The organism is Variovorax ureilyticus, from assembly GCF_050632185.1.
GTDB classification, from domain to species: Bacteria; Pseudomonadota; Gammaproteobacteria; order Burkholderiales; family Burkholderiaceae_C; genus Variovorax; species Variovorax ureilyticus_A.
The window spans coordinates 4,239,639-4,261,994 of the sequence record NZ_CP192579.1; the positions used below are offsets into that span (position 1 = coordinate 4,239,639).

21 protein-coding genes and 1 pseudogene are annotated in these 22,356 nt (G+C 68.1%); 11 read left to right on the plus strand and 11 right to left on the minus strand.

The window, feature by feature from the left end:
* The first annotated feature begins 1 nt into the window (after position 1).
* The 6 genes and pseudogenes from hpaH (at position 2) to ACQ858_RS21075 (ending at position 6,321) form a co-directional block, all read left to right on the plus strand.
* Entirely contained in the window at positions 2-805 is an 804-nt protein-coding gene (gene hpaH / locus ACQ858_RS21050; RefSeq protein ID WP_431274471.1) for a 2-oxo-hept-4-ene-1,7-dioate hydratase, read from the plus strand.
* Between the two features lie 10 nt (positions 806-815).
* On the plus strand, positions 816-1,625 hold the full coding sequence (locus tag ACQ858_RS21055) for an aldolase/citrate lyase family protein (RefSeq protein WP_431274472.1): 810 nt from the start codon (positions 816-818) through the stop codon (positions 1,623-1,625).
* A 13-nt stretch (positions 1,626-1,638) separates the two neighbouring features.
* Positions 1,639-3,371: pseudogene (gene ilvD, locus ACQ858_RS21060) on the plus strand (dihydroxy-acid dehydratase).
* Positions 3,372-3,396: 25 nt separating this feature from the next.
* On the plus strand, positions 3,397-4,386 hold the full coding sequence (locus ACQ858_RS21065; protein ID WP_431274473.1) for a Bug family tripartite tricarboxylate transporter substrate binding protein: 990 nt from the start codon (positions 3,397-3,399) through the stop codon (positions 4,384-4,386).
* 184 nt (positions 4,387-4,570) lie between these two features.
* The gene (locus ACQ858_RS21070; protein WP_431274474.1) at positions 4,571-5,326 is read left to right on the plus strand and encodes a class II aldolase/adducin family protein; all 756 of its coding nucleotides are present in this window, start codon (positions 4,571-4,573) and stop codon (positions 5,324-5,326) included.
* A gap of 17 nt (positions 5,327-5,343) precedes the next feature.
* Positions 5,344-6,321 (plus strand): 2-dehydropantoate 2-reductase, encoded by a 978-nt coding sequence (locus ACQ858_RS21075; protein ID WP_431274475.1) that lies wholly within the window; start codon positions 5,344-5,346, stop codon positions 6,319-6,321.
* A 32-nt stretch (positions 6,322-6,353) separates the two neighbouring features.
* Here ACQ858_RS21075 and ACQ858_RS21080 read toward each other — a convergent pair whose 3' ends face one another.
* The 3 genes from ACQ858_RS21080 to alr form a co-directional block, all read right to left on the minus strand.
* A complete protein-coding gene (locus ACQ858_RS21080; RefSeq protein ID WP_431274476.1) occupies positions 6,354-6,725 on the minus strand; it encodes a HepT-like ribonuclease domain-containing protein in 372 nt (123 codons plus the stop codon).
* Positions 6,722-7,012: a nucleotidyltransferase family protein gene (locus ACQ858_RS21085; RefSeq protein ID WP_431274477.1), complete on the minus strand. Its 291-nt coding sequence runs from the start codon at positions 7,010-7,012 to the stop codon at positions 6,722-6,724. Before ACQ858_RS21085 ends, ACQ858_RS21080 begins: the two co-directional genes overlap by 4 nt.
* 148 nt (positions 7,013-7,160) lie before the next feature.
* Complete coding sequence (gene alr, locus ACQ858_RS21090; RefSeq protein WP_431274478.1) at positions 7,161-8,249, minus strand: alanine racemase; 1,089 nt, start codon at positions 8,247-8,249, stop codon at positions 7,161-7,163.
* A gap of 166 nt (positions 8,250-8,415) precedes the next feature.
* On the opposite strand from alr, the gene lplT reads away from it, so the two are divergent.
* The 3 genes from lplT to ACQ858_RS21105 all read left to right on the plus strand — a co-directional run bounded on the left by lplT (position 8,416) and on the right by ACQ858_RS21105 (position 11,174).
* Entirely contained in the window at positions 8,416-9,720 is a 1,305-nt protein-coding gene (lplT, locus tag ACQ858_RS21095) for a lysophospholipid transporter LplT (RefSeq protein WP_431274479.1), read from the plus strand.
* 66 nt (positions 9,721-9,786) lie between these two features.
* A complete protein-coding gene (locus ACQ858_RS21100) occupies positions 9,787-10,689 on the plus strand; it encodes a DMT family transporter (RefSeq protein ID WP_431274480.1) in 903 nt (300 codons plus the stop codon).
* On the plus strand, positions 10,686-11,174 hold the full coding sequence (locus tag ACQ858_RS21105) for a glutathione peroxidase (RefSeq protein ID WP_431274481.1): 489 nt from the start codon (positions 10,686-10,688) through the stop codon (positions 11,172-11,174). Before ACQ858_RS21100 ends, ACQ858_RS21105 begins: the two co-directional genes overlap by 4 nt.
* A 98-nt stretch (positions 11,175-11,272) precedes the next feature.
* Here ACQ858_RS21105 and ACQ858_RS21110 read toward each other — a convergent pair whose 3' ends face one another.
* The 7 genes from ACQ858_RS21110 to ACQ858_RS21140 all read right to left on the minus strand — a co-directional run bounded on the left by ACQ858_RS21110 (position 11,273) and on the right by ACQ858_RS21140 (position 18,057).
* Entirely contained in the window at positions 11,273-11,695 is a 423-nt protein-coding gene (locus ACQ858_RS21110; RefSeq protein WP_431274482.1) for a carboxypeptidase regulatory-like domain-containing protein, read from the minus strand.
* 86 nt (positions 11,696-11,781) lie between these two features.
* Positions 11,782-13,014, minus strand: a complete 1,233-nt coding sequence (glcF, locus tag ACQ858_RS21115; protein WP_431274483.1) for a glycolate oxidase subunit GlcF — start codon at positions 13,012-13,014, stop codon at positions 11,782-11,784.
* A 6-nt stretch (positions 13,015-13,020) separates the two neighbouring features.
* Positions 13,021-14,118, minus strand: coding sequence for a glycolate oxidase subunit GlcE (gene glcE, locus ACQ858_RS21120; RefSeq protein ID WP_431274484.1), 1,098 nt, complete (start codon positions 14,116-14,118; stop codon positions 13,021-13,023).
* A gap of 29 nt (positions 14,119-14,147) precedes the next feature.
* A complete protein-coding gene (locus tag ACQ858_RS21125; protein WP_431274485.1) occupies positions 14,148-15,068 on the minus strand; it encodes an SMP-30/gluconolactonase/LRE family protein in 921 nt (306 codons plus the stop codon).
* Positions 15,069-15,229: 161 nt separating this feature from the next.
* A complete protein-coding gene (locus ACQ858_RS21130) occupies positions 15,230-16,771 on the minus strand; it encodes an ammonium transporter (protein WP_431274486.1) in 1,542 nt (513 codons plus the stop codon).
* Positions 16,772-16,798: 27 nt separating this feature from the next.
* Positions 16,799-17,137 (minus strand): P-II family nitrogen regulator, encoded by a 339-nt coding sequence (glnK, locus tag ACQ858_RS21135; protein ID WP_088955064.1) that lies wholly within the window; start codon positions 17,135-17,137, stop codon positions 16,799-16,801.
* A gap of 62 nt (positions 17,138-17,199) precedes the next feature.
* Complete coding sequence (locus ACQ858_RS21140) at positions 17,200-18,057, minus strand: TorF family putative porin (RefSeq protein ID WP_431276916.1); 858 nt, start codon at positions 18,055-18,057, stop codon at positions 17,200-17,202.
* A gap of 164 nt (positions 18,058-18,221) precedes the next feature.
* Between ACQ858_RS21140 and ACQ858_RS21145 the strand changes: the two genes are divergently transcribed.
* Together ACQ858_RS21145 and ACQ858_RS21150 are read left to right on the plus strand one after the other, a co-directional pair.
* The gene (locus tag ACQ858_RS21145; protein ID WP_431274487.1) at positions 18,222-19,766 is read left to right on the plus strand and encodes a YifB family Mg chelatase-like AAA ATPase; all 1,545 of its coding nucleotides are present in this window, start codon (positions 18,222-18,224) and stop codon (positions 19,764-19,766) included.
* Positions 19,767-20,010: 244 nt separating this feature from the next.
* Positions 20,011-21,015 carry an MFS transporter gene (locus tag ACQ858_RS21150; protein ID WP_431274488.1) on the plus strand — a complete coding sequence of 335 codons (1,005 nt, stop codon included), beginning with the start codon at positions 20,011-20,013 and terminating at the stop codon, positions 21,013-21,015.
* A gap of 110 nt (positions 21,016-21,125) precedes the next feature.
* On the opposite strand, the gene ACQ858_RS21155 is transcribed toward ACQ858_RS21150, so the two are convergent.
* A complete protein-coding gene (locus ACQ858_RS21155; RefSeq protein ID WP_431274489.1) occupies positions 21,126-22,310 on the minus strand; it encodes a fumarylacetoacetate hydrolase family protein in 1,185 nt (394 codons plus the stop codon).
* Between the last annotated feature and the right edge of the window lie 46 nt (positions 22,311-22,356).

Below are 22,356 nucleotides of genomic sequence, written 5' to 3' on the forward strand. Positions count from 1 at the left end.
CATGCTTGCCAAGGACGTCATCCAGCAACTCGCCGCCGAGCTGCACGAGAGCGAGAAGTCGCGCGTGCAGGTCGAGCACTTCTCCAAGCGCTTTCCCGAGATGACCATCGAGGACGGCTACGCGATTTCGCGCGAATGGGTGAAGACCAAGATCGCCGAAGGCCGCACGGTCAAGGGCCACAAGATCGGCCTCACCTCGCGCGCGATGCAGCAGGCGAGCCAGATCACCGAGCCCGATTACGGCACGCTGCTCGACGACATGTTCTTCGAGCAGGGCGGCGACATTCCCTTCCAGCGCTTCATCGCGCCGCGCATCGAGGTCGAACTGGCCTTCGTGCTCGGCAAGCCTTTGCGCGGGCCGAACGTGACGATCTTCGACGTGCTCGCGGCCACCGACTATGTGGTGCCGGCGATCGAGATCATCGACGCGCGCATCGAGCAGTTCGACCGCCACACCAAGGTCATGCGCAAGGTGTTCGACACCATCGCCGACAACGCGGCGAATGCCGGCATCGTGATGGGCGGGCGTCCGGTCAAGCCCGACGCGGTGGACCTGCGCTGGGTCAGCGCCCTGCTCTACAAGAACGGCGTGATCGAGGAATCGGGCGTGGCGGCCGCGGTGCTCAACCACCCGGCCACCGGTGTGGCTTGGCTCGCGAACAAGCTCGCGCCGTGGGACGAACACCTCGAAGCGGGCGAGATCGTGCTGGGCGGCTCGTTCACGCGGCCGACAAACGCGGTGCCCGGGGACACCTTCCACGCCGACTACGGCCCGCTCGGGTCCATCGCCTTCCGCTTCGTCTGAAAGAACCGACATGCAAACCCCTATCAATCTCTTCAAGCAGGCGCTCGCCGAGAAGCGCGCACAGATCGGCCTCTGGCTCGGCCTCGCGGATGCGTACAGCGCGGAGATCTGCGCCGGCGCCGGGTTCGACTGGCTGCTGATCGACGGCGAGCATTCGCCGAACGGGCTCCAGAGCGTCCTTGCGCAGGCGCAGGCGATCGCGGCCTATCCGGGTGCGAATGCCATCGCGCGGGTGCCGCTCGGCCATGGCGACGCGGGCGCGGCCCTGATCAAGCAGTACCTCGACCTGGGCGTGCAGACGCTGCTGGTGCCGATGGTCGACACCGCCGAGCAGGCGAAGGCGATCGTGCGTGCGATGCGCTATCCGCCGCACGGTATTCGCGGCATGGGCGGCGCGCGTGCATCGGGCTGGGGCCGTTACCCGGCCTACGCGAAGGAAGCGAACGACCGCGTCTGCCTGCTGGTGCAGGCGGAGTCGCGCGAGGCGCTCGCGAACCTCGATGCGATCGCTGCGGTCGATGGCGTGGATGGCGTCTTCATCGGCCCGGCCGATCTCTCGGCCTCGATGGGCCATCTCGGCAACTCGGGCCATCCGGAAGTGCAGGCGGCGATCGAGGACGCGATCGCGCGCATCAACCGCGCGGGCAAGGCGGCCGGCATCCTGACGCCGGATGAAGCGCTGGCGAAGCACTATCTCGAACTCGGTGCGCTCTTCGTGGCCGTCGGGCTCGACACGAACCTGCTGGTGCGCCACACGACCGCGCTCGCAGCGCGTTTCAAGGGCACCGCCGCGAAGCCGCAGTCGGGCGGCACTTACTGATCGTTGGCAGACCATGAGCGACGCCGCTTCCCCGCGCAAGCCCTTCCGTTCCGCGATCATTCGCGACGGCGTGATCCGCGCGACCACGCGCAGCTTCCTGCACGCACTCGGGCAGGACGACGAGGACATCGCGCGCCCCCACATCGGCGTGTTCCACACGGGCGGCGAAATGAGCCCGTGCAACCTGAACCTGCGGGATCAGGCACAGCATGCCAAGACCGGTATCTACGCCGGGGGCGGCACGCCGCACGAATGCCCGGTGGTGTCGGTGAGCGACGGCCTCACGATGGCGCATTCGGGCATGCGCTTCTCGCTGATCTCGCGCGAGCTGATCGCCGACAGCGTCGAGGCCTCGACGCGCGGGCACCAGTGGGACGGCATCTTCGGCATCGGCGCCTGCGACAAGAACCTGCCGGGGCTGATGATGGGCATGGTCCGCTGCAACGTGCCGAGCGTGTTCGTGCACGGCGGCTCCGCGCTGCCGGGGCAGATGCCGGGGCCGGAGGGCCGCGACATCAACGTGGTCGACACCTACGAGACCATCGGCAAGGTGCTGGCCGGCGATGCAACGGCGGAGGACCTCGAAGCGATGAGCCGCGCCTGCCTGCCGACGGCCGGCGCATGCGCGGGGCAGTTCACCGCCAACACGATGGGCATGGTCTCCGAAGCGCTCGGGCTCGCGCCGATCGGCTCCAGCATGGTGCCGGCGGTGTTCAGCGAGCGAGCGCCGCTGATGCGCCGCGCTGCGAAGGCGCTGATGCGCGCAGTGATGAACGACGGCCCGCTGCCGCGCGACATCGTGACGCGCCAGGCGCTGGAGAACGCCTGCGCGGTCGTGTCGGCCACGGGCGGGTCGACCAATGCCGCGCTGCATCTGCCGGCCATCGCGCACGAGGCCGGTGTGAAGTTCCACCTCGACGACGTGGCGGAAGTCTTCGCGCGCACGCCGCTCATCGCCGATCTGCGGCCGGGCGGCCAGTACCGGCGCGCGACGTGTACTACATCGGCGGCGCGGGCGTGATCCTGCGCACGCTGCTCGAACAGGGCTTCCTCCACGGCAATGCGATGACCTTCACCGGGCGCACGCTGGCCGAGGAACTCGCCGACGCGGCCGAGCCCGACGGCCGCGTGGTGCGCCAAGCCGGCGATGCGATCTCGCGCGACGGCGGGCTGGCGGTGCTCAAGGGCAACCTCTGCCCGGACGGCGCGCTGCTCAAGACGGCGGGCCTGAAGACGCTGGTCCATCGCGGCCCGGCGCGGGTCTTCGATTCGGAGGAAGAAGCACAGACGGCGGTGCAGAACCGCCGCTACGAGCCGGGTGACGTGATCGTCATCCGCAACGAGGGCCCCAGGGGCAGCCCCGGCATGCGCGAGATGCTCGGCATCACCGCGCTGCTCTACGGGCAGGGCATGGGCGACAAGGTGGCGCTGCTGACCGACGGGCGCTTTTCGGGCGCGACGCGCGGGCTGTGTATCGGCTACGCGGGACCGGAGGCAGCGGACGGCGGGCCGATCGCGGCGCTTGCGGACGGCGACCTGATCGCGATCGATGCGCGGCCCGAGTCGCGCAGCATCACGGTCGAACTGACGGATGCCGAAATCGCGGCCCGGATCGCCCGACGTCAGGTAAACGCGGGGGTCCGGCATGGTGGCTTGCTGGAAAAATACGCGCACACCGTGCGCCCGGCTCACCAGGGCGCGGTGACCCACTCGGGCGCGGTCACGTGGCTGCGCGACGAGTCCTGAAGCCACCCCCTCCCTTGGAGACACCATGATCCTCACTCGCCGCAGCCTGCTGCAATCCACCGGCGCCACCGCACTGCTCGCCAGCATCGGCCAGCAGGCCTTCGCGCAGGCGGGCTTCGAGACTGCACGCATCATCACGGGCTTCGCGCCCGGCGGCACCTCGGACACCACCTGCCGCCGCTTCGCGACGCAACTCGCGCCGGGCTACGCCAAGTCGGTCGTGGTGGACAACAAGACCGGCGCCGGCGGCCAGATCGCCGTGACCTACGTGAAGAACCAGCCCGCGGACGGCGCGACGATCCTGCAGACGCCGACCTCGATCCTCACGATCTACCCGCACATCTACAAGAAGCTGCCGTACGACCCGGTGGCGGACCTGTCGCCGGTGTCGCTGGCCTGCGTGTTCGACTTCGGCTTCGCGGTCGGCCCGGCCGTGCCGGCGAGCGTGAAGACGGTTCCGGAATTCCTGCAGTGGGTGAAGGCCAATCCGACCGCCGGCAACTTCGGCTCGCCGGCCGCGGGCTCGACGCCGCACTTCATCGGCGCGCTGCTCGGCAAGAGCGCGGGCCTCGAACTCAAGCACGCCGCCTATCGCGGCACGCAGCCCGCGATGCTGGACCTGCTGGGCGGCAACATCTCGGCGGTGTCGGGCCCGATCGGCGACATCATGCAGCACCTGCCCACCGGCAAGGTGCGCATCCTCGGCGTCTCGGGCGAGAAGCGCAGCCGCTTCACGCCCGATGTGCCGACCTTCGGCGAGCAGGGCCTGAAGAACATGGCGCACAGCGAGTGGTTCGCCTTCTTCCTGCCGGCGAAGGCATCGCCCGAAGCGGTCGGGCGGCTGAACACCGCGATGAAGTCGGCGCTGGCGCAGAAGGACCTGATCGACGGACTCGCCGGGTTCGGGCTGGAGGCGATGTCGTCGTCGCCGGGTGAACTGGCGGACTTGCTGAAGAAGGACACGGCCAAATGGGCTCCCATCGTCAAGGAGATCGGTTTCACGGCCGAGAGTTGAAACACCCCCAGGCTCGCGCACTTCGTGTCGCTCTCCACCCCTTGCAGGGGGCGATACCAGCGGCCCGGCAAAGCCGGTTCCGCGGTATCTCTGGCAGGGTGGCACTGGGCAAGGTGGGGGTTTGGTTGGTACTTAAAGGAACTGTCATGAACACACTTGCCTCCCCACCGCGCCTTCGGCGCTGGTGCATCCCGCCATCCATCCCGACGAGCGCGCCGCCCGTCTGCAGCTTGCGGCCTGCTATCGCGTGTTCGCGATGCTGGGATGGACCGAGATGATCTACAACCACATCACGGTGCGGCTGCCCGACAGCGTGACCGGCGGCGAGAAGCAGTTCCTGATCAACCCGTTCGGCCTGCACTACAGCGAGGTGACGGCGAGCAACCTGGTCAAGATCGACCTGCACGGCAATGTGCTCGACGGCGGGGCGTACCCGGTCAACCCTGCGGGCTTCACGGTGCATGCGGCCATCCACGACGGCCTGCCCGATGCGCATTGCGTGATGCACACGCACACCACCGCCGGCGTGGCGGTGGCCTGCCTGCAGGGCGGCCTGCAGCAGACCAATTTCTATACGGCACAGCTGCACGACATGGTCGCGTACCACGACTTCGAGGGCATCACGATCCACGCCGACGAGGGGCCGCGCCTGCTCAGGAGCATCGGCAGCAAGCCGGCGGTGATCCTGCGCAACCACGGCCTGCTGGCCTGGGGGCAGACGCTGCCGCAGACCTTCGCGATCCTGTGGACGCTGCAGCGCGCCTGCGAGATCCAGATGGCGACGTTCTCGATGGGCGCGGCGATTCCGGTGTCGGAAGAGATCGCCCGCAAGTGCACGCGCGATGCGCTGCAGTTCAACCCCCATCACGGCGCAGGGCAGGACGTGTTCGACGCGCTCGTGCGCCAGGTCGATCGCATCGACACCTCTTACAGAAACTGAAGGGCCGGACTCGAATCATGAAGGTTTGCATCTACGGCGCCGGCGCGATCGGCGGCTGGATCGGCGCGAAGCTCGCGCAAGTGGGCTGCGCGCTCGACGTGGTCGCGCGCGGCGCGACGCTCGAAGCATTGAAGCGCGACGGCCTCACGCTGGTGAGCGGCGACAAGCGCGTGTCGGTTCCGGTGAATGCCAGCGACGATCCGGCGGCGCTCGGCGTGCAGCAACTGGTGATCGTCGCGGTGAAGGCGCCGGCGCTGCCGGCAGTCGCCGACCGCATCGCGCCGCTGCTCGGTCCCGACACCGTCGTGCTCACCGCGATGAATGGCGTGCCATGGTGGTTCCTGCAGGGCGGCTTCGGCGGCCCCGTGGCGGGTGCGCGCTTGCAGGCGGTCGATCCGGGCGGGAAGATCGATGCGGCGATCCCCGCGAAGCACGTCATCGGCGGCGTGGTGCACGCGAGCTGCTCGCTCGACGCGCCGGGCGTGGTGCGGCATCACTTCGGCAACGGGCTCATCATCGGGGAGCCGTCGGGCGAATCGACGTCGCGTGTCCAGGCCCTGGGCGAACTGCTGGCGCGCGCGGGCATCGACACCCGCATCTCGCCGCAGATCCAGAAGGACGTCTGGTACAAGCTCTGGGGCAACATGACGGTCAACCCGATCAGCATGTTGACCGGCGCCACGACCGACCTGATCCTCAATGACGACCTGGTGCGCGGCTTCATCTCCACGATCATGCTGGAGGCCAAGGAGATCGGCGAGCGCATCGGCGTGCCGATCGCCGAAAGCCCCGAAGACCGCCACGCGGTGACGCGCAAGCTCGGCGCCTTCAAGACCTCGATGCTGCAGGACGTGGAAGCCGGCCGTGCGGTGGAGCTCGATGCGCTGGTGTCGGCGGTGCGCGAACTCGGGCAACTGGCAGGCGTGCAGACGCCGTTCACCGATGCGCTGCTGGGGCTGGCGCGGCTGCGGGCGCGGCAGTTGGGGCTTTATTGAGGAGGTGAAGCGCCTGGTGCACGCCCAGGTGCTTAGAGCTTCCGCCCCTCGCTGTCTCCGCGTACTTCCTGAACGCGCTCGTGCAGGCCGGGGAGATCACTGCGAAGCGTCCTCCAGAGGATTGCAAAGTCCACTTTGAAGTACCCGTGTGCAACCGCGTTGCGCATTTCGTAGGCAGATGAAAGCGGCAGCTCAGGATGAGCCGCAGTGAACTCGGGGTAGTTCTTCTCGATGTTGTTGCTGGCCTCCCCGATGATCTCGAAGTTGCGGATCACCGCATCCTGCACCAGTTGGTCATTCATGAACGTCGACTCGTCCATGTCGACGGTGTAACGAGCGATGCGCTCGATGGCTTCGAGGATGTGCGCCAGATAGTCGTTCAAACGCTGCGGATCGCGGCTCATACCGGGCGAGCTTCCGACAGCACCTGCGCCCGGAAGCTGTCCGGCAGCGCGTTCGGGGTGAGCACGTCCACCGGGACCCCGAGCAGCTTGCGCAACTCGTGGCGGATGGCACCGATGTCGAACAGCGTCGTCTCGGGGGTCGGGTCGATAAGGATGTCGAGATCACTGCTGTCCGTGTCGTGTCCGCGCAGCACGGAGCCGAACACCCGCGCGTTGCGCGCACGGTGAGACTCGACCACGTACCGGATCGCGGCGCGGTTCGAGGCCAGGGCTTCGGAGGGCTTCATGCGCGCAATATATGCGAATCAGACGGCGCAACGCAGTCAGCGGTGGAGCAACTGATGCACCGCCGCGCTCAGCCAGCCTTCGCGCGCCAAGCGAACCGCGGCGCGCATCGAACCCCAGTCCGACAGGTTTCTCAAAAGGGGACTCCGGTCAGTCGGCCACGACCGGCACGCGCCGCGCCACCGCGCACATAAGCTCGTAGCCGACGGTGCCCGCCGTCTTCGCGACGTCGTCGATCGAGAGCACTGCACCATTCGACGCGCGGCCCCACAGCGTGACGTCGCTGCCGAGGCCCGCATCGGGCACCGGCGTGAGGTCGACGGTGATCATGTCCATGCTCACACGCCCGACCATGCGGGTGCGCACGCCGTTGACCAGCACCGGGGTGCCGGTGTCGCAATGCCGGGGGTAGCCGTCGGCGTACCCGACCGCGGCGACGCCGATGCGCATCGGCCCTTCGGCGGTAAAGCGCGATCCGTAGCCGATGGTGTCCCCTGCCTTGAGGGTCTGCACCGAGATCAGCCTGGTCGACAGCGTCATGGTCGGCAGGAGCTGCCAGTGCGCTGCGTCGTGCTCGGGGAAATCCGGCGAGCTGCCGTACAGCAGAATCCCGGGGCGTACCCAGTCGGCACGCGCCGCCGCCGCATGGCGCAGGAGCGCGGCGCTGTTGGCGATCGAGCGCTCGCCCGGCAGGTCGCGCGTGGTTTCCTCGAACACCTCGAGCTGGTGCGCGATGCCGCGCGGACCGTCGGCGTCGCTGAAATGCGTCATCAGCGAGATTTCATCGACCTGCGGCAGCGCGTTCAGCCGGGTCCAGGCCGCGCGGAAGCGCTCGGGCGTGAAGCCAAGCCGGTTCATGCCGGAATTCATCTTCAGAAAAACGCGGTGCGGCACCTGCGTCTTGTGCGCGGCCAGCCAGTCGATCTGCGCATCGCAGTGCACCGCGTGCCAGAGGTCCAGCCGCGAACAGACTTCGAGATCGCGCGGCTCGAACACGCCTTCGAGCAGCAGCACCGGGCCGCGCCAGCCGAGTGCGCGCACCCGCTCGGCTTCGTTCAGGTCGAGCAGTGCGAAGCCGTCCGCGGCCCGGAAGGCTTCGAAGACGTTCTCGATGCCGTGGCCGTAGGCGTTGGCTTTCACGACCGCCCAGACGCGCGAGTCGAGCGCCGCGCGCCGCGCGCGGTCGAGGTTGTGTTGCAACGCAGCAGAGTGAATGGTGGCAAGGATCGGACGCGGCACGGCAAAAAACTCGGAGAAAGTTGGAAACACGCACAAGAACACGCCCCGCACTACGGGACTTCGCGTTATTTTGACACTGCACCCCCATGCTATAACCGCGCAGCCGCCATTGAAGCGGCGCACTTTCACTATCGCCAGAACTCGTTGCTGGCCAGTCTGCTCATCGATGAAGCGCGGTTTCTACACGATCATGTCGGCCCAGTTCTTTTCGTCGCTGGCCGACAACGCGCTTTTCGTGGCTGCCGTCGAACTGATGCGAACCAACGGCGCACCCGAGTGGCAGCGCGCGGCGCTGGTGCCGATCTTCACCATCTTCTACGTGGCCCTCGCGCCGCTGGTGGGCGCATTCGCCGATGCGCTGCCCAAGGGCAAGGTGATGTTCATCAGCAATGCGATCAAGGTGGTCGGCTGCGTGATGATGCTGTTCGGCTCGCACCCGCTGTTCGCCTACGCGATCGTGGGGCTCGGCGCGGCGGCGTATTCGCCGGCCAAGTACGGCATCCTGACCGAGCTGCTCCCGGCATCGCAACTGGTCAAGGCCAACGGCTGGATCGAGGGCCTGACGATCGCATCGATCATCCTCGGCATCGTGCTCGGCGGGCAGCTCCTGGGCCACACGCTGTCGAGCCACCTGCTCGCGTTCAACTTCCCGTTCATCGACACCGGCGTCGATACGCCGCCCGAGGCTGCGATCGCGACGCTGATCCTGGTCTATGTGGCCGCCGCCTGGTTCAACACACGCATTCCGGACACCGGCGTCGAAATGCGCCCGCTGCGCGCCAATCCGCAACATGGCTTCGTGCGCAACATGCTCGCGCTGCTGCCGGATTTCTGGCACTGCAATTCGCGGCTGTGGCGCGACAAGCTCGGCCAGATCTCGCTGGCGACCACCACGCTGTTCTGGGGCGCCGGCGGCAACCTCAAGTACATCGTTCTGGCCTGGGCCTCGCTCGCGCTGGGCTACAACACCGCGCAGGCCTCGTCGCTGACCGGCGTGGTCGCCATCGGCACGGCCGTCGGCGCGGTGGTGGCGTCGGTGCGGATGCGGCTGGACATGGCGACCCGCGTGATTCCGCTGGGGATCGGCATGGGCATCCTCGTGATGGGGATGAACTTCATCGGCAACATCTGGGTGGCGGTGCCGTTCCTGATCCTGCTCGGCGGCCTCGGCGGCTTTCTCGTCGTGCCGATGAACGCGCTGCTGCAGCACCGCGGCCACAACCTGATGGGTGCCGGCCGCTCGATCGCGGTGCAGAACTTCAACGAGCAGACCTGCATCCTGATCCTCGGCGCGTTCTACAGCGCCTGCACGGGGCTTGGCCTGTCGGCGTACGCCGCGATCAGCGCCTTCGGCGTGGTGGTGGCCGGCTTCATGTGGCTCATCAAGCGTTGGCACCAGAGAAACCTGCGCAAGTATCCGGAGGAAGTCGAGCACCTGCTCACGATCGCCCGCAGCGATAAGCATCATTGATGACCGCGGCCCGGCAAAGCCGGTTCCGCGGGATTCCTGACCTCTGACTTTTTGCGGTTCTCTCCTTTGGCTGCGCTTGCGCTTGTGTTCAACGCCTTTGTATGGGGCGTTTCATGGTTTCCCTTTCGCCAGATCGAGGCGCATGGGCTGCATCCGGTGTGGACGACTTTTCTGGTCTATGCCGCGATCGCGGCGGTGATCGGGATGCTGCGCCGCAGCCTGTGGCACATGTTCGCCGTGCATCCGGGGCTGGTGCTGCTCGGGCTGGCGGCAGGACTGACCAACGTCGGGTTCAACTGGGCGGTGACGCAGGGCGACGTGGTGCGCGTGGTGCTGCTGTTCTATCTGATGCCCTTGTGGAGCGTGCTGCTGGCGTGGGTGGTGCTCGGCGAGCGCCCGACCGCCTCCGCGCTCGCGCGCGTCGCACTGGCGCTGGCCGGCGTGGCGGTGGTGCTGAAGACGCCGGAGGTCGAATGGCCGGTGCCGTCCAGCCTGCCGGACTGGCTCGCCGTGGCCGCGGGCTTCAGCTTCGCGGTGACGAACATCCTGCTGCGCAGCCAGCGCCATGCGCCGGGTGAGTCGCGTGCGCTGGCGATGTTCGCCGGCTGCGCGCTGGTGGCCGGCACGACCGCGATCGCCGGGACCGCGCTGGGCGCGATGCCCGCACCGTCGTGGGCCGAGACCGGATGGTGGGGCTGGGCCACGGTGCTCGGCACCGGCTTCGTCTTGGCCAACATCTGCCTGCAGTACGGCGCGGCACGGCTGGCGGGCAACGTGACGGCGGTGATCATGCTGTCGGAGGTTCTGTTCGCGAGCGTGTCGTCGGTCGCGCTGGGCGCGGGGACCATGAGCGCGCGCATCTGGATGGGCGGCGCGCTGATCGTTCTCGCGGCCGCCTGGTCGGCGTTTGCGCGATCACCCGGCGACGCGGATGATGGGCGGCCCCAACTCCAGAAGGAATCCTCATGACCAGCGTCTACGACTTCGAAGCCCGGCAGATCGACGGCAAGCCCGTTTCGCTTTCCGAGTTCAGAGGCAAGGTGCTGCTCATCGTCAACACCGCGAGCGAGTGCGGCTTCACCCCGCAGTTTGCAGGCCTCGAAGCGCTCTACGAAAAGTACGGCCCCCAGGGGCTGACGGTGCTGGGGTTCCCGTCCAACCAGTTCGGCAAGCAGGACCCGGGCACCAACGAGGAGATCGGCGCCTTCTGCACCCGCAACTACGGCGTGAGCTTTCCGATGATGGAGAAGATCGAGGTCAACGGCCCGGGTGCGGCGCCGCTCTACAAGTGGCTGGTCAAGGAAGCGCGGGGCTTTCTCGGCAGCGCGGCGATCAAGTGGAACTTCACCAAGTTCCTGGTCGGGAAGGACGGGCAGGTGATCAAGCGCTACGCGCCGATCGACAAGCCAGAATCCATCGGCGCGGACATCGAATCCGCCTTGGCCCACCCCTAGCCTCGCCCACTTCGTGGGGCTCGGGCACCCCTTCAAGGGAGCAACCCCAGCGGCCCGGCAGAGCCGGTTCCGAGGGGTTCCTGAGCGAACAATCTTCGTCAGAAACGGAAGTCGGCGACCGTCGAGCCGTTGCCCAGCGACACCACCTGCGACTTGGTCACGCCTTCGCTCGCTGCCGCGACGGTGTAGCGGCCGGCCGGCAGGTCCACGAGGCAGACCGGCCCGTCGGCGCGCATCGACAGCGCGGTGCTACCCTGGGCGTCCGTCACCGTGACCTGCACGTCCGCCAGGTAGGCGCCGCTCGCACGGGCGAACAGCAGCGACAGCGGATGGTCCTTCATCGCGCCCCGCATCGCGGCCGATTCCTCGGAGCCGACGCCGCCGCACACGTAGCGGGCAGCGCCCAGGGTCTTCATCGACGGCGCAAGGACCGGTGTCTGCGCCTGCGCCACCCACGGCACAAGGGCGCACGCGCACACCGTCATGGCGCGTGCCAGGGTCTGAATGGAAGTTCGGTTCATGGAATCACTCTCGTGATGAACACCCGGGAATGTTCGCACCGCGCCGGCAACCGTGGGGTCAGACCAGACCCCCAGTGCTTGTGCGATCAGGCCGCCGGCGCGAGGGCCTCGTCCAGCAGTTCGACCCAATGCCGCACCGGCAGATCGCTGCCGCTTTGCAGGTGCGTGATGCAGCCGATGTTGGCCGACACGATGGCGCTCGGCTGGAGCTGGTTCAGGTGGCCGAGCTTGCGGTCGCGCAGCTTGTAGGACAGCTCCGCCTGCAACACCGAGTAGGTGCCGGCCGAGCCGCAGCACAGGTGCGATTCGTTCTGCGCGAGCTGCACGTCGAAGCCGAGCGCGCGCAGGTGCTTCTCGACCCCGCCGCGCAGTTGCTGCCCATGCTGCAGCGTGCACGGCGGGTGGTAGGCGACCAGGCCCGCCGGCGGCCTGACACGCGGCTTCAGCGTGGGCGCGATGTCGGGCAGGAGCTCGCTCAGGTCGCGCGTGATCGCGCTGATGCGCGCTGCCTTGTCCGCATAGGCCGGGTCGTCCTTGAGCATGTGGCCGTACTCGCGCACCGTGACGCCGCAGCCCGAGGCATTCATGACGATGGCCTCGACTTCGTTTCGCTCCACCTGCGGCCACCAGGCATCGATGTTCGCGCGCATCTGCGCCTTGCCGCCGTCGTGGTCGTTGAGGTGGAACTTGACCGCCCCGCAGCAGCCCGCGCTGGGCGCGATCACCACCTGGATACCCGCCGCATCGAGCACGCGCGCGGTCGCGCTGTTGATGTTGGGCGACATCGCCGGCTGCACGCAGCCCGCGAGCATCAGCATCTTGCGCGCATGCGTGCGCGAGGGCCATGCGCCCGCCGGCCGCGGCTCGGGCACCTTGGCCTTGAGCTTCGCGGGCAGCAGCCCGCGCACCGATTGCCCGAGCTTCATCGCGGGCGCGAAGAGCGCGGAGGTCAGGCCTTCCTTGAGCGTCCAGCGCAGCGCGTTGTCGAGTGGCGGGCGCGGCACCTTGTCCTCGACGATCTTGCGGCCGATGTCGACGAGGTGGCCGTATTGCACGCCGCTCGGGCAGGTCGACTCGCAGTTGCGGCAGGTCAGGCAGCGATCGAGGTGAAGCTGTGTGCTTTGCGTCGGCGCCTTGCCTTCGAGCACCTGCTTGATGAGGTAGATGCGGCCGCGCGGCCCGTCGAGTTCGTCGCCGAGCAGTTGGTAGGTCGGGCAGGTCGCGGTGCAGAAGCCGCAGTGCACGCACTTGCGCAGGATCGCCTCGGCTTCGCGACCTTCGGGCGTGTTCTTGAATTCGGGGGCGAGTTCGGTCTGCATGCTGGTTCAGGCTTCGGGGTAGAGCCGCCCGCGATGGAAGACGGCGTGAGGATCGAACGCCTGCATCAATGCGCGATGGATGCGCAGGGCCGGCGCGCTCAGCGCATCGAAGCGGCCGAGCACGCGATGGCCGTGCGCGTCCGATGGCCTGAACAGCGTGGCGTGACCACCTGCCGCCTGCGCGGCGGCGCGGAGTTGCGGACGCTGATCGGGCGGCGCGAGATACCAGCGTTGGCCGCCGTGCCATTCGATCATCGGAACGCCCGCGATATCGAGCACCGGTGCGGTCTGCGGCACCGCAAGACGCCAGAGGTCGTGCTCCGCGTGGCTTGCGAACCACGGATGCCGAAGGTCGCGCAGCGACTGCCATCCGGCGGCCGATTGCGCGGGGTCCTGCCGCTCGCCGCCGAGGTGCGTGCAGGCCGCCTCCACCGCCGCGACCGCGCCGCGCAGACGCAGCGAGAGCACCCCGGTGCCCTCACGCTCGCGCCAGATGCTCGCGTTGAGCGGCAACGGGCGGCCGCCCCACTCGTTGAGCAGCCGCAGTGCATCCGCCTGCGTGCACGCGAACTCCAGCGTGGCTTCGGCGGGCGCGACCGGCAGCACCTTGAGGCTCACTTCCGCGATCACGCCAAGCACGCCCAGCGAGCCCGCGAGCACGCGCGAGACGTCGTAGCCCGCGACGTTCTTCATTACCTGCCCGCCGAAGGTCAGCACCTCGCCGCGTCCATTGACGAGCACCGCGCCGAGCACGAAGTCGCGCACCGAGCCCACGCTGGCGCGCGACGGACCGCTGAGCCCCGCCGCGACCATGCCGCCGACCGTGCCACCGTCGGCGAAGCGCGGCGGCTCGAACGCGAGGCACTGGCCCTTCTCGGCGAGCGCCGCTTCGAGTTCGGCCAGCGGCGTGCCGGCGCGCACGGTGACGACCAGTTCGCTCGGCTCGTAGCTGGCGATGCCGGTCAGGCCGGTGGTGGAGAGGGGTTCGCCCTGCGGCGGTTCGCCATAGAAATCCTTGGTGCCGCCGCCACGGATGGACAGCATCGTGCCCTCGGCGGCGGCAGCGCGGACGCGCTCGGTGATCTGGCGAAGGGCTGGGTCCATGGGCGGCGATGGTACCGCCGGGATGGCGCTCAGTCCTCGAAGAAATTCACCGGCAGGCCCGGCGTGGCGACACGCATCGCGATCACATGCCCTGATGCAGGACGCAATTCGAGCTCTGACGCCGGCCTGCCCCGACGCGCGGTGGTCACGAACAGCGTGCGCAGATCGTCCCCGCCGAAGCAGGGCATGGTCGGGCACTGCACCGGCGTGGGCAGGGACGCCACCAGCTCGCCCGAGGGCGCGAAGCGCATCAACTGGCCGCCTTCGAACATGGCGACCCAGTAGTGGCCTTCGGCATCGACGGTGGCGCCGTCCGGGCGGCCCTGGTAGCGCAGCGGCGACTCCGGCGTCCAGCCGGACGGCTTTTCGTCAAACTGCTGGAACACGCGGCGCCGCGACAGGGTGTTGACACGCGCCGCCCAGGTCCAGGCGACCACGCGATGCGCCGCGGTGTCGGCCCAGTACAGGGTGTCGGCATCGGGCGAGAAGGCCAGCCCGTTCGCGGTGGTGGCCTCGTTCGCCATCTGCTTCAGGGCGGGCGCACGGCCGCCACGTGCGTCGAGGCAGTAGAGCGCGGCGTTGGCGCCGTCCTTGGCCTCATTGAGCGTCCCGGCCCAGAAGCGGCCGAGCGGATCGCATTTGCCGTCGTTGAAGCGCATCTTGAGCACGTCGTGGTCCACGCGTGCCAGTGCCTTGAGCGTGCCGCCCCACTCACGCGCGCGATAGATGCCGTCGCGCAGTGCGATCACCACCCCGCCGCTACGCGCGGGTGCCATGCAGCCGGGTTCGGTCGGCATGTCCCATCGCTCGACGGTCGGGTTGTGGATGTCGCCGCGCGTGCGCAGCGCAGCGCGGCCGGGAATGTCGAGCCAATAGAGGGAGCGCTCCAGGGGATGCCAGAAGGGCGATTCACCGAGCTGGCTCAGGCTGTCGGTCAGTGTGGTCCACATGGCGCCAGCTTAGGGGCAAATCGAGACAAAAAAGACCCGCTGGCGCCGAAGCGCTGACGGGTCGAACATCCAGAGGAGAACCTCGCAGCGAAAAAAGAAAAATCTTGTCGAGAAAGGCTGTTGGCGGGATGAACGGGCCGCGCCATGCGGCCCGTCCGCCATCAGCGGCTGTAGGCGGTTTCGCCGTGCGCCGAGATGTCGAGGCCTTCGCGCTCTTCCTCTTCGCTCACACGCAGGCCGATGGTGAGATCGACGATCTTGTAGGCGATGAAGGCCACGACGGCCGACCACACGACGGTCAGCAACACGGCCTTGAGCTGGATCCAGACCTGCGCGCCGATGCCGTTGGAGGTGACGGTGGCCGTCACCCAGTCGCCCACGAGGCCGGGGCCGCCGAGCACCTGGGTGTTGAACACGCCGGTGAGCAGCGCGCCGACGATACCGCCGACACCGTGCACGCCGAACACGTCGAGCGAGTCGTCCGCGCCGAGCATCCGCTTGAGGCCGTTGACGCCCCAGAGGCAGGCGAAACCGGCGACCAGGCCGATGACGATCGCGCCCATCAGGCCGACGTTGCCGGCAGCCGGCGTGATCGCCACGAGGCCCGCGACGGCGCCCGACGCAGCGCCGAGCATCGACGCCTTGCCGCGCATCATCGCTTCACCGAGGCACCATGCGAGCACCGCGGCGGAGGTGGCGGAGAAGGTGTTCATGAAGGCGAGCACGGCGCTGGTGCCGGCTTCGAGCGCGGAACCGGCGTTGAAGCCGAACCAGCCCACCCACAGCAGCGAGGCACCGACCATGGTCAGCGTCAGCGAATGCGGCGTGTAGGCTTCCTTGCCGTAGCCGATGCGCTTGCCCACGAGGATGGCGCCCACGAGACCGGCAACGGCCGCGTTGATGTGCACCACGGTGCCGCCCGCGAAGTCGAGCGCGCCCCACTGCCAGATCAGGCCGGCCTTGTCGTTCATCTGGTCGACCACTTCCTTGCCGGTGTAGGCGTCCGGGCCCATCCAGAACCAGACCATGTGCGCGATCGGCGCATAGCTGAAGGTGAACCAGATCGCCATGAACAGCAGCACCGCCGAGAACTTGATGCGCTCGGCGAAGGCGCCGACGATCAGGCAGCAGGTGATGCCCGCGAACGTGGCCTGGAAGGCGGCGAACAACAGCTCGGGGATGTACACGCCCTTGCTGAAGGTCGCGCCCGGCGCGAAGACGCCGGTGGCCGGATCGAAGATGCCCTTCATGAAGAGCCGGTCGAAGCCGCCGATGAACGCGTTGCCCTCGGTGAACGCGAGGCTGTAGCCATAGATCATCCACAGCACCACGATCAGCGAGAAGGTGACCATGACCTGCATCAGCACCGACAGCATGTTCTTGCTGCGGACCAGGCCGCCGTAGAACAGCGCGAGGCCGGGCACGGTCATCATGATGACGAGCAGCGTGGAGACCAGCATCCACGCCGTGTCACCCTTGTTGAACGAAGGGGCGGCGGCGGGCGCTGCTGCCGCTGCGGCGGGTGCTGCCGCGGCGGGTGCCGCAGCCGCAGGAGCAGCAGCCGGAGCCGCCGCTGCCGCCGCGGGTGCCGGTGCCTCTGCTGCCGGGGCGGCGGGGGCGGCCGGTGTGGTCTGCGCGAAGCCGGATGTGCCGGCAGCCAGCACGCTCAATCCGAGCGCGAGTGAAACAAGGAATTTTTTCATTTCGGTTTGTCTTTCGTGCCTTGCGGATCAAAGGGCTTCGCGGCCCGTTTCACCAGTGCGGATGCGGACGACCTGCTCGAGGTCGTAGACGAAGATCTTCCCGTCGCCGATCTTTCCGGTGCGTGCGGCGCCTTCGACCGCCTCGATCACGCGCTCGACGAGCTCGTCGGCCACAGCGGCTTCGATCTTGACCTTCGGCAGGAAATCAACGACGTATTCCGCGCCGCGGTACAGCTCGGTGTGGCCCTTCTGGCGGCCGAAGCCCTTGACCTCGGTGACGGTGATGCCCTGCACGCCGATGGCCGAAAGCGCCTCGCGCACTTCGTCGAGCTTGAAGGGTTTGATGATGGCTGTGACCAGCTTCATGATGTTCTCCTACAGATGGATGAAAACGGCGCGGCCTGTCCGGGCCGCGTCCGCGGGGACTACTAGAGCGTCTTGGTCAGCATGAGGATGAACCGCGGCTTGTTCGGCGAGAAGGTGGTCTGGCCGTAGGTGATGCCGTTGATCTCGACGCCGGGATTGGCCACCAGGTTGAAGGCGCTCTGTTCGGTGGCGCCCTGGATCGAGCCGGTCAGCGACAGGCCGCTGCCGAAGTCGTAGGAGGCACCCACGTTGTAGTCGAAGAAGCTCTTGTAGCCCAGGCTGCGGATGTCGCTGCTCAGGAAGGTGTAGCCCACCGCGGTCTTGAAGGTGACCTTGGGGAAGATCTCCTTCGAGTACGACAGGTTCAGGTAGCCGGTGTTCTGGCCGTCCAGGCCCGAGCCGCCCTGGTGACCGGCGTAATTGAAGTAGTCCTTGGAAACCGTCCACGAATACTTGCCGGCGAAGGTGCCGATCTTCTCGTCGGTCCACGAGGCCCCGCCGTAGATCTCGGTGGTGTTGCCCGCGGTGTTGCCGGGGTAGTAGTACTGGTAGACGCCGACGTCGAGGTCGAGGACGCCGGCCTTGAATTTGTACCCGCCGTAGAAGTCCATCTCGACGGAGTTGCCCTTGAGCCAGTTGACGCTGGAGTTCCAGTTGCCCACGTAGAAGCCGCTGTCGCCGAAGACGTAGTCGAGGCCACCCTGGATGGCGGGCTTGAACCAGCTGGTCTTGGCGTAGTCGTTGCGCCCGAGGACGTCCTGGTCCTGGCCACGGAACTTGTAGTTCGTGGTCACGGAGACATTGCCCGTGAGGTTCGGAGCCGGCGCCGCCGCGCTTGCGTCGGTGCTTTGCGCGCTCGCGATCATCGGCAAAGTGGCTAGGGCGATCACGGCCAGAATCTGGTCGGATTTGCGGTGCATCATCGAGTGACTCCTCGGAGTGTTTTGAAAGTGGTGTGAAACCACGTCAAAGCAGGGAGCGTGCCAAAGCGTTTCAAAGACCCGTTAACAAAGGTTGCGCGAGGCATGTACGTCGTGACGAACAAGAAAAGATGGGTGCACCATCTTGGTGAAAGGGAGTGTCAATGAGTTTGTGTTTGGTGCAAAGCCGCGCGCTATTGGGCCTGGAGGCCGCCAGCGTCACGGTCGAGGTGCATCTGGCCAACGGCCTGCCCAGCTTCACGCTGGTCGGGCTGGTCGATGTGGAGGTCAGGGAAGCGCGCGAGCGCGTGCGATCGGCCATCCAGAACGCGTGCCTCGAGTTCCCGAACAACAAGCGGATCACGGTCAACCTCGCCCCGGCGGATCTGCCGAAGGATTCCGGGCGCTTCGATCTGCCGATCGCGCTGGGCATCCTCGCGGCAAGCGGGCAGATCGACGCCGCCCGGCTGGCCGGCCACGAGTTCGCGGGCGAGCTGTCGCTCTCCGGGCAGTTGCGGCCGGTGCGCGGCGCACTCGCGATGGCGCTGGCGCTCCACACGCGCGGCGTGGCGGCGCGGCTGGTGCTGCCTGCGGAGAGTGCACAGGAGGCCGCGCTGGTGCCCGGCGCGGAGGTCTATGGTGCGCGGCACCTGCTCGATGTGGTGCAGCAGTTCCTGCCGGCCGGCAGCGAGCCGGCGGCACCCGCCGGGGAAGCCGGGGAAGGATGGGCGCGGATCGTGCCCGTGCCGCCGGCAACGGCCGGGCTGCACCCCGACCTCGCCGACGTCAAGGGCCACGCCGGCGCCAAGCGGGCGCTGGAGATCGCCGCTGCAGGCAATCACAGCCTTCTGATGGTCGGCCCGCCGGGCTCGGGCAAGTCGATGCTCGCGCAGCGCTTTGCCGGGCTGCTGCCGGCGATGCGAATCGAGGAGGCACTCGAAAGCGCCGCCATCGCGAGCCTGGCCGGCCGCTTTGCGACCGAGCGCTGGATGCACAGGCCCACCGCCAGCCCGCACCACACCGCGAGCGCAGTGGCGCTGGTCGGCGGCGGCTCGCCGCCGCGGCCGGGCGAGATTTCGCTGGCGCATCACGGCGTGCTTTTTCTCGATGAGTTTCCGGAGTTCTCGCGCATGGCGCTCGAAGCCCTGCGCGAGCCGCTGGAGACCGGCACCATCACGATCGCCCGCGCCGCGCGGCGCTCGGAATTCCCGGCACGCTTCCAGTTGCTCGCGGCCATGAACCCCTGCCCCTGCGGCTACCTGGGATCGACGCTCAAGACCTGCCGCTGCACGCCGGATCAGGTGTCGCGCTACCAGGGCAAACTCAGCGGGCCGCTGCTGGACCGCATCGACCTCCACATCGAGGTGCCCGCGGTCTCGGCCGAGCAACTGCTCGATGCGCCCGCCGGCGAATCGACCGGCGCGATCCGCGAGCGCGCGGTCCGTGCGCGCGAGCTTGCACTGGAACGACAAGGCAAGACCAACCACGCGCTTCAGGGCGCCGAGATCGACCGGCATGCGTCGCTCGCGCCCGATGCGCTGAAGTTCATGCACACGGCAGCGGCGAAGCTGGGGTGGTCGGCGCGCAGCACGCACCGGGCATTGAAGGTGGCGCGCACGATCGCGGATCTGTCGGGGTCGGACGCCATCGAGGTCGCGCACGTCGCGGAGGCGGTGCAGTACCGGCGCGCGTTGCGCGCGGCGGGCTGACATGAGGGGCCGCTAAAGTCGGCAGCCATGGGCTCGCCCGCAACGACCACCTCCACACCAACCCCTTACGACCGCCGCCTCGTCGCCCTGCTCTCGGTGGGCCAGCTCGTCACCTGGGGCAGCGTCTTCTATCTCTTCGCGCTGCTGCTGGAGCCGGTGGAGCGCGAGCTCGGGCTCAGCCGCGCCCAGTCATCGCTGGCCTTCAGCCTCGCGCTGCTGGCCGAAGGCGTGATGGCACTGGCCGGTGGGCCGCTGGATCGATCGCGGCCACGAGCGCGCGGTGATGACGGGCGGCTCGCTGCTGATCGCGGCCGGCCTGGTCATCCACAGCTTCATCGACAGCGCTGCCGCCTTCTATGCGGTGTGGCTGCTGCTCGGCGGCGCGCTGGCGGCAACGCTCTACAACCCTGTGTTCGCGATCGTGACGCGGCGCTTTCCGAATGACTTCCGGCGCGCGATCATCACGCTCACCTTTCTTGGCGGACTGGCAAGCACGGTCTTCATCCCGCTCGGCGCGTGGCTGATCGCGCAGCTCGGGTGGCGGCATGCGCTGTGGGTGCTGGCGGCGATCCATCTCCTCGTCTGCGTGCCGCTGCACGCGCGGCTGCTGCGCCATGCACCGAAGCCTGCGCATCGACCGGCCTCCGGCGCGGCCGCCACGGCGCGCCCGGCCGCAAACCACCTGCGCAGCGTTCCTTTCCTGATGGTGGGCATCTTCACCGTCCTGCTGATGGCGGTCACGGCCGCGCTGCCGCCGCACATGGTGAGCCTGCTGCGCGGCACCGGTCTGCCGGAGGCCTGGGCGATCGCGGTGCCGGCGAGCATCGGGCTCATGCAGGTGCTGGGCCGCGTGCTGCTCTTCTTCTTCGAGCATCACTTCGACCTGCATCTCGCGAACCGGCTGATTCCGTGCCTGATTCCGCTCGGCCTCGCCACGCTGATCGCGGGCGCGGGGCATCCGGCGGCGGCGCTGTGGTTCGTGCTGTTCTACGGGATGGGCAACGGGATGCTGACGATCGTCAAGGGCACGGCGATCGCGCAGTACGTGGACCGCGAGCAGGTGGCCACGCTCAACGGGGCGCTCGGGCTGCCGAGCGCGATTGCCCGGGCCCTGGCGCCGTTGCTGCTCGGTCTGCTGTGGACGCCTGCGGGCGGCTACACCCCGGGCCTCTGGGTCCTGCTCGCGGCCAGCGTGATGGGGGTCTTCGCTCTGCTGGGGGCCCAGCGCTGGCGACTGGGCCGAACGTAGTCGGCCTGGCCAATGCCAGGGAACCCGCGGAACCGGCTCCGCCGGGCCGCCGGGTTCGCCCCCGGAGAGGGGGTGGAGAGCGACACGAAGTGCGCGAGCCTGGGGGTGAACTAAACCAGCCCCCGTCCCGCCAGATTGCGCATCAATGCGCCGATGCCAAAGGTCCACCGCGCCGCGTCCTCCGAGTGCACAACCCTGTTCTCCAGCGCGCCAAGTTCGGGCGCGGAGATCGTCACCCGGTCGCCCACCACATGCGTGAAGCCCTGCCCTGGGCCGTGCCTGTCCTGAGTGGGTGCAAACATCGTCCCGAGGAACAGCATCAGCCCGTCGGGATAGGCATGGTGCGGCCCGATCGCCTGCGACACGAGATCGAGCGGATCGCGGCTGATCTTCGAGAGCGAGCTCGATCCGTTCAGCGTGAAGCCGTCCGGCCCGTTGACGCGCAGGCCCACCGTGACGCGCCGCACGTCCTCGATGCCGAAGTGATCGTCGAACAGCCGGACGAAGGGCCCGATCGCGCACGAGGCGTTGTTGTCCTTGGCCTTGCCGAGCAAGAGCGCGCTGCGGCCTTCGAAGTCACGCAGGTTGACGTCGTTGCCCAGCGCCGCGCCGAGCGTCTGGCCGCGGCTGTTGACCGCCAGCACCACCTCGGGCTCGGGGTTGTTCCACGCCGAGCCCGAATGGATGCCGACGTCCGCGCCGGTGCCCACCGCCGACAGCACCGGCGCCTTGGTGAAGATTTCCGCGTCGGGGCCGATGCCGACCTCCAGATACTGCGACCACGCGCCCTGGGCGATCAGCACGTCCTTCACCTTCGCGGCCTGCGGCGACCCGGGCACGATGCCCGCGAGGTTGTCGCCGAGCACGCCGCCGAGCGCCGCGCGGATCGATTCGGCCCTGGATGCATCGCCCCGCGCCTGCTCCTCGATCACGCGCTCCAGCAGGCTGGCGATGAAGGTGACGCCGCTGGCCTTCACCGCCTGCAGGTCGCAGGGGGCGAGCAGCCAAGGGTGCTGCGCGTCGCGATTGGATTCGTCGCTGTTGGCGAGCGCGGCTTCCAGCGAGGCCACGCGCTGGATGCGCTCGTCGCGCAGCGCCTGCCGCACCGCGCCGACGGGATCATCGAGCTCCAGCAGCTGGCTCATCGTCGCCGCGACGCGCGAGAGATCGTGCAGCCCGCCCTCGTGCACCGCCACCAGCACCGGGCCGATGTCCGGCACCCAGAGCCGGCCGACGAGGGTGGCGCGCTCGGCATCGCGAGGCAGGGACTGGGCGGTCGAAAGCGTCGAGGTCATGCGGGTCTCCAGGGGTGATGGGCCGGTCGTTCGGCCTCTGCGTTGC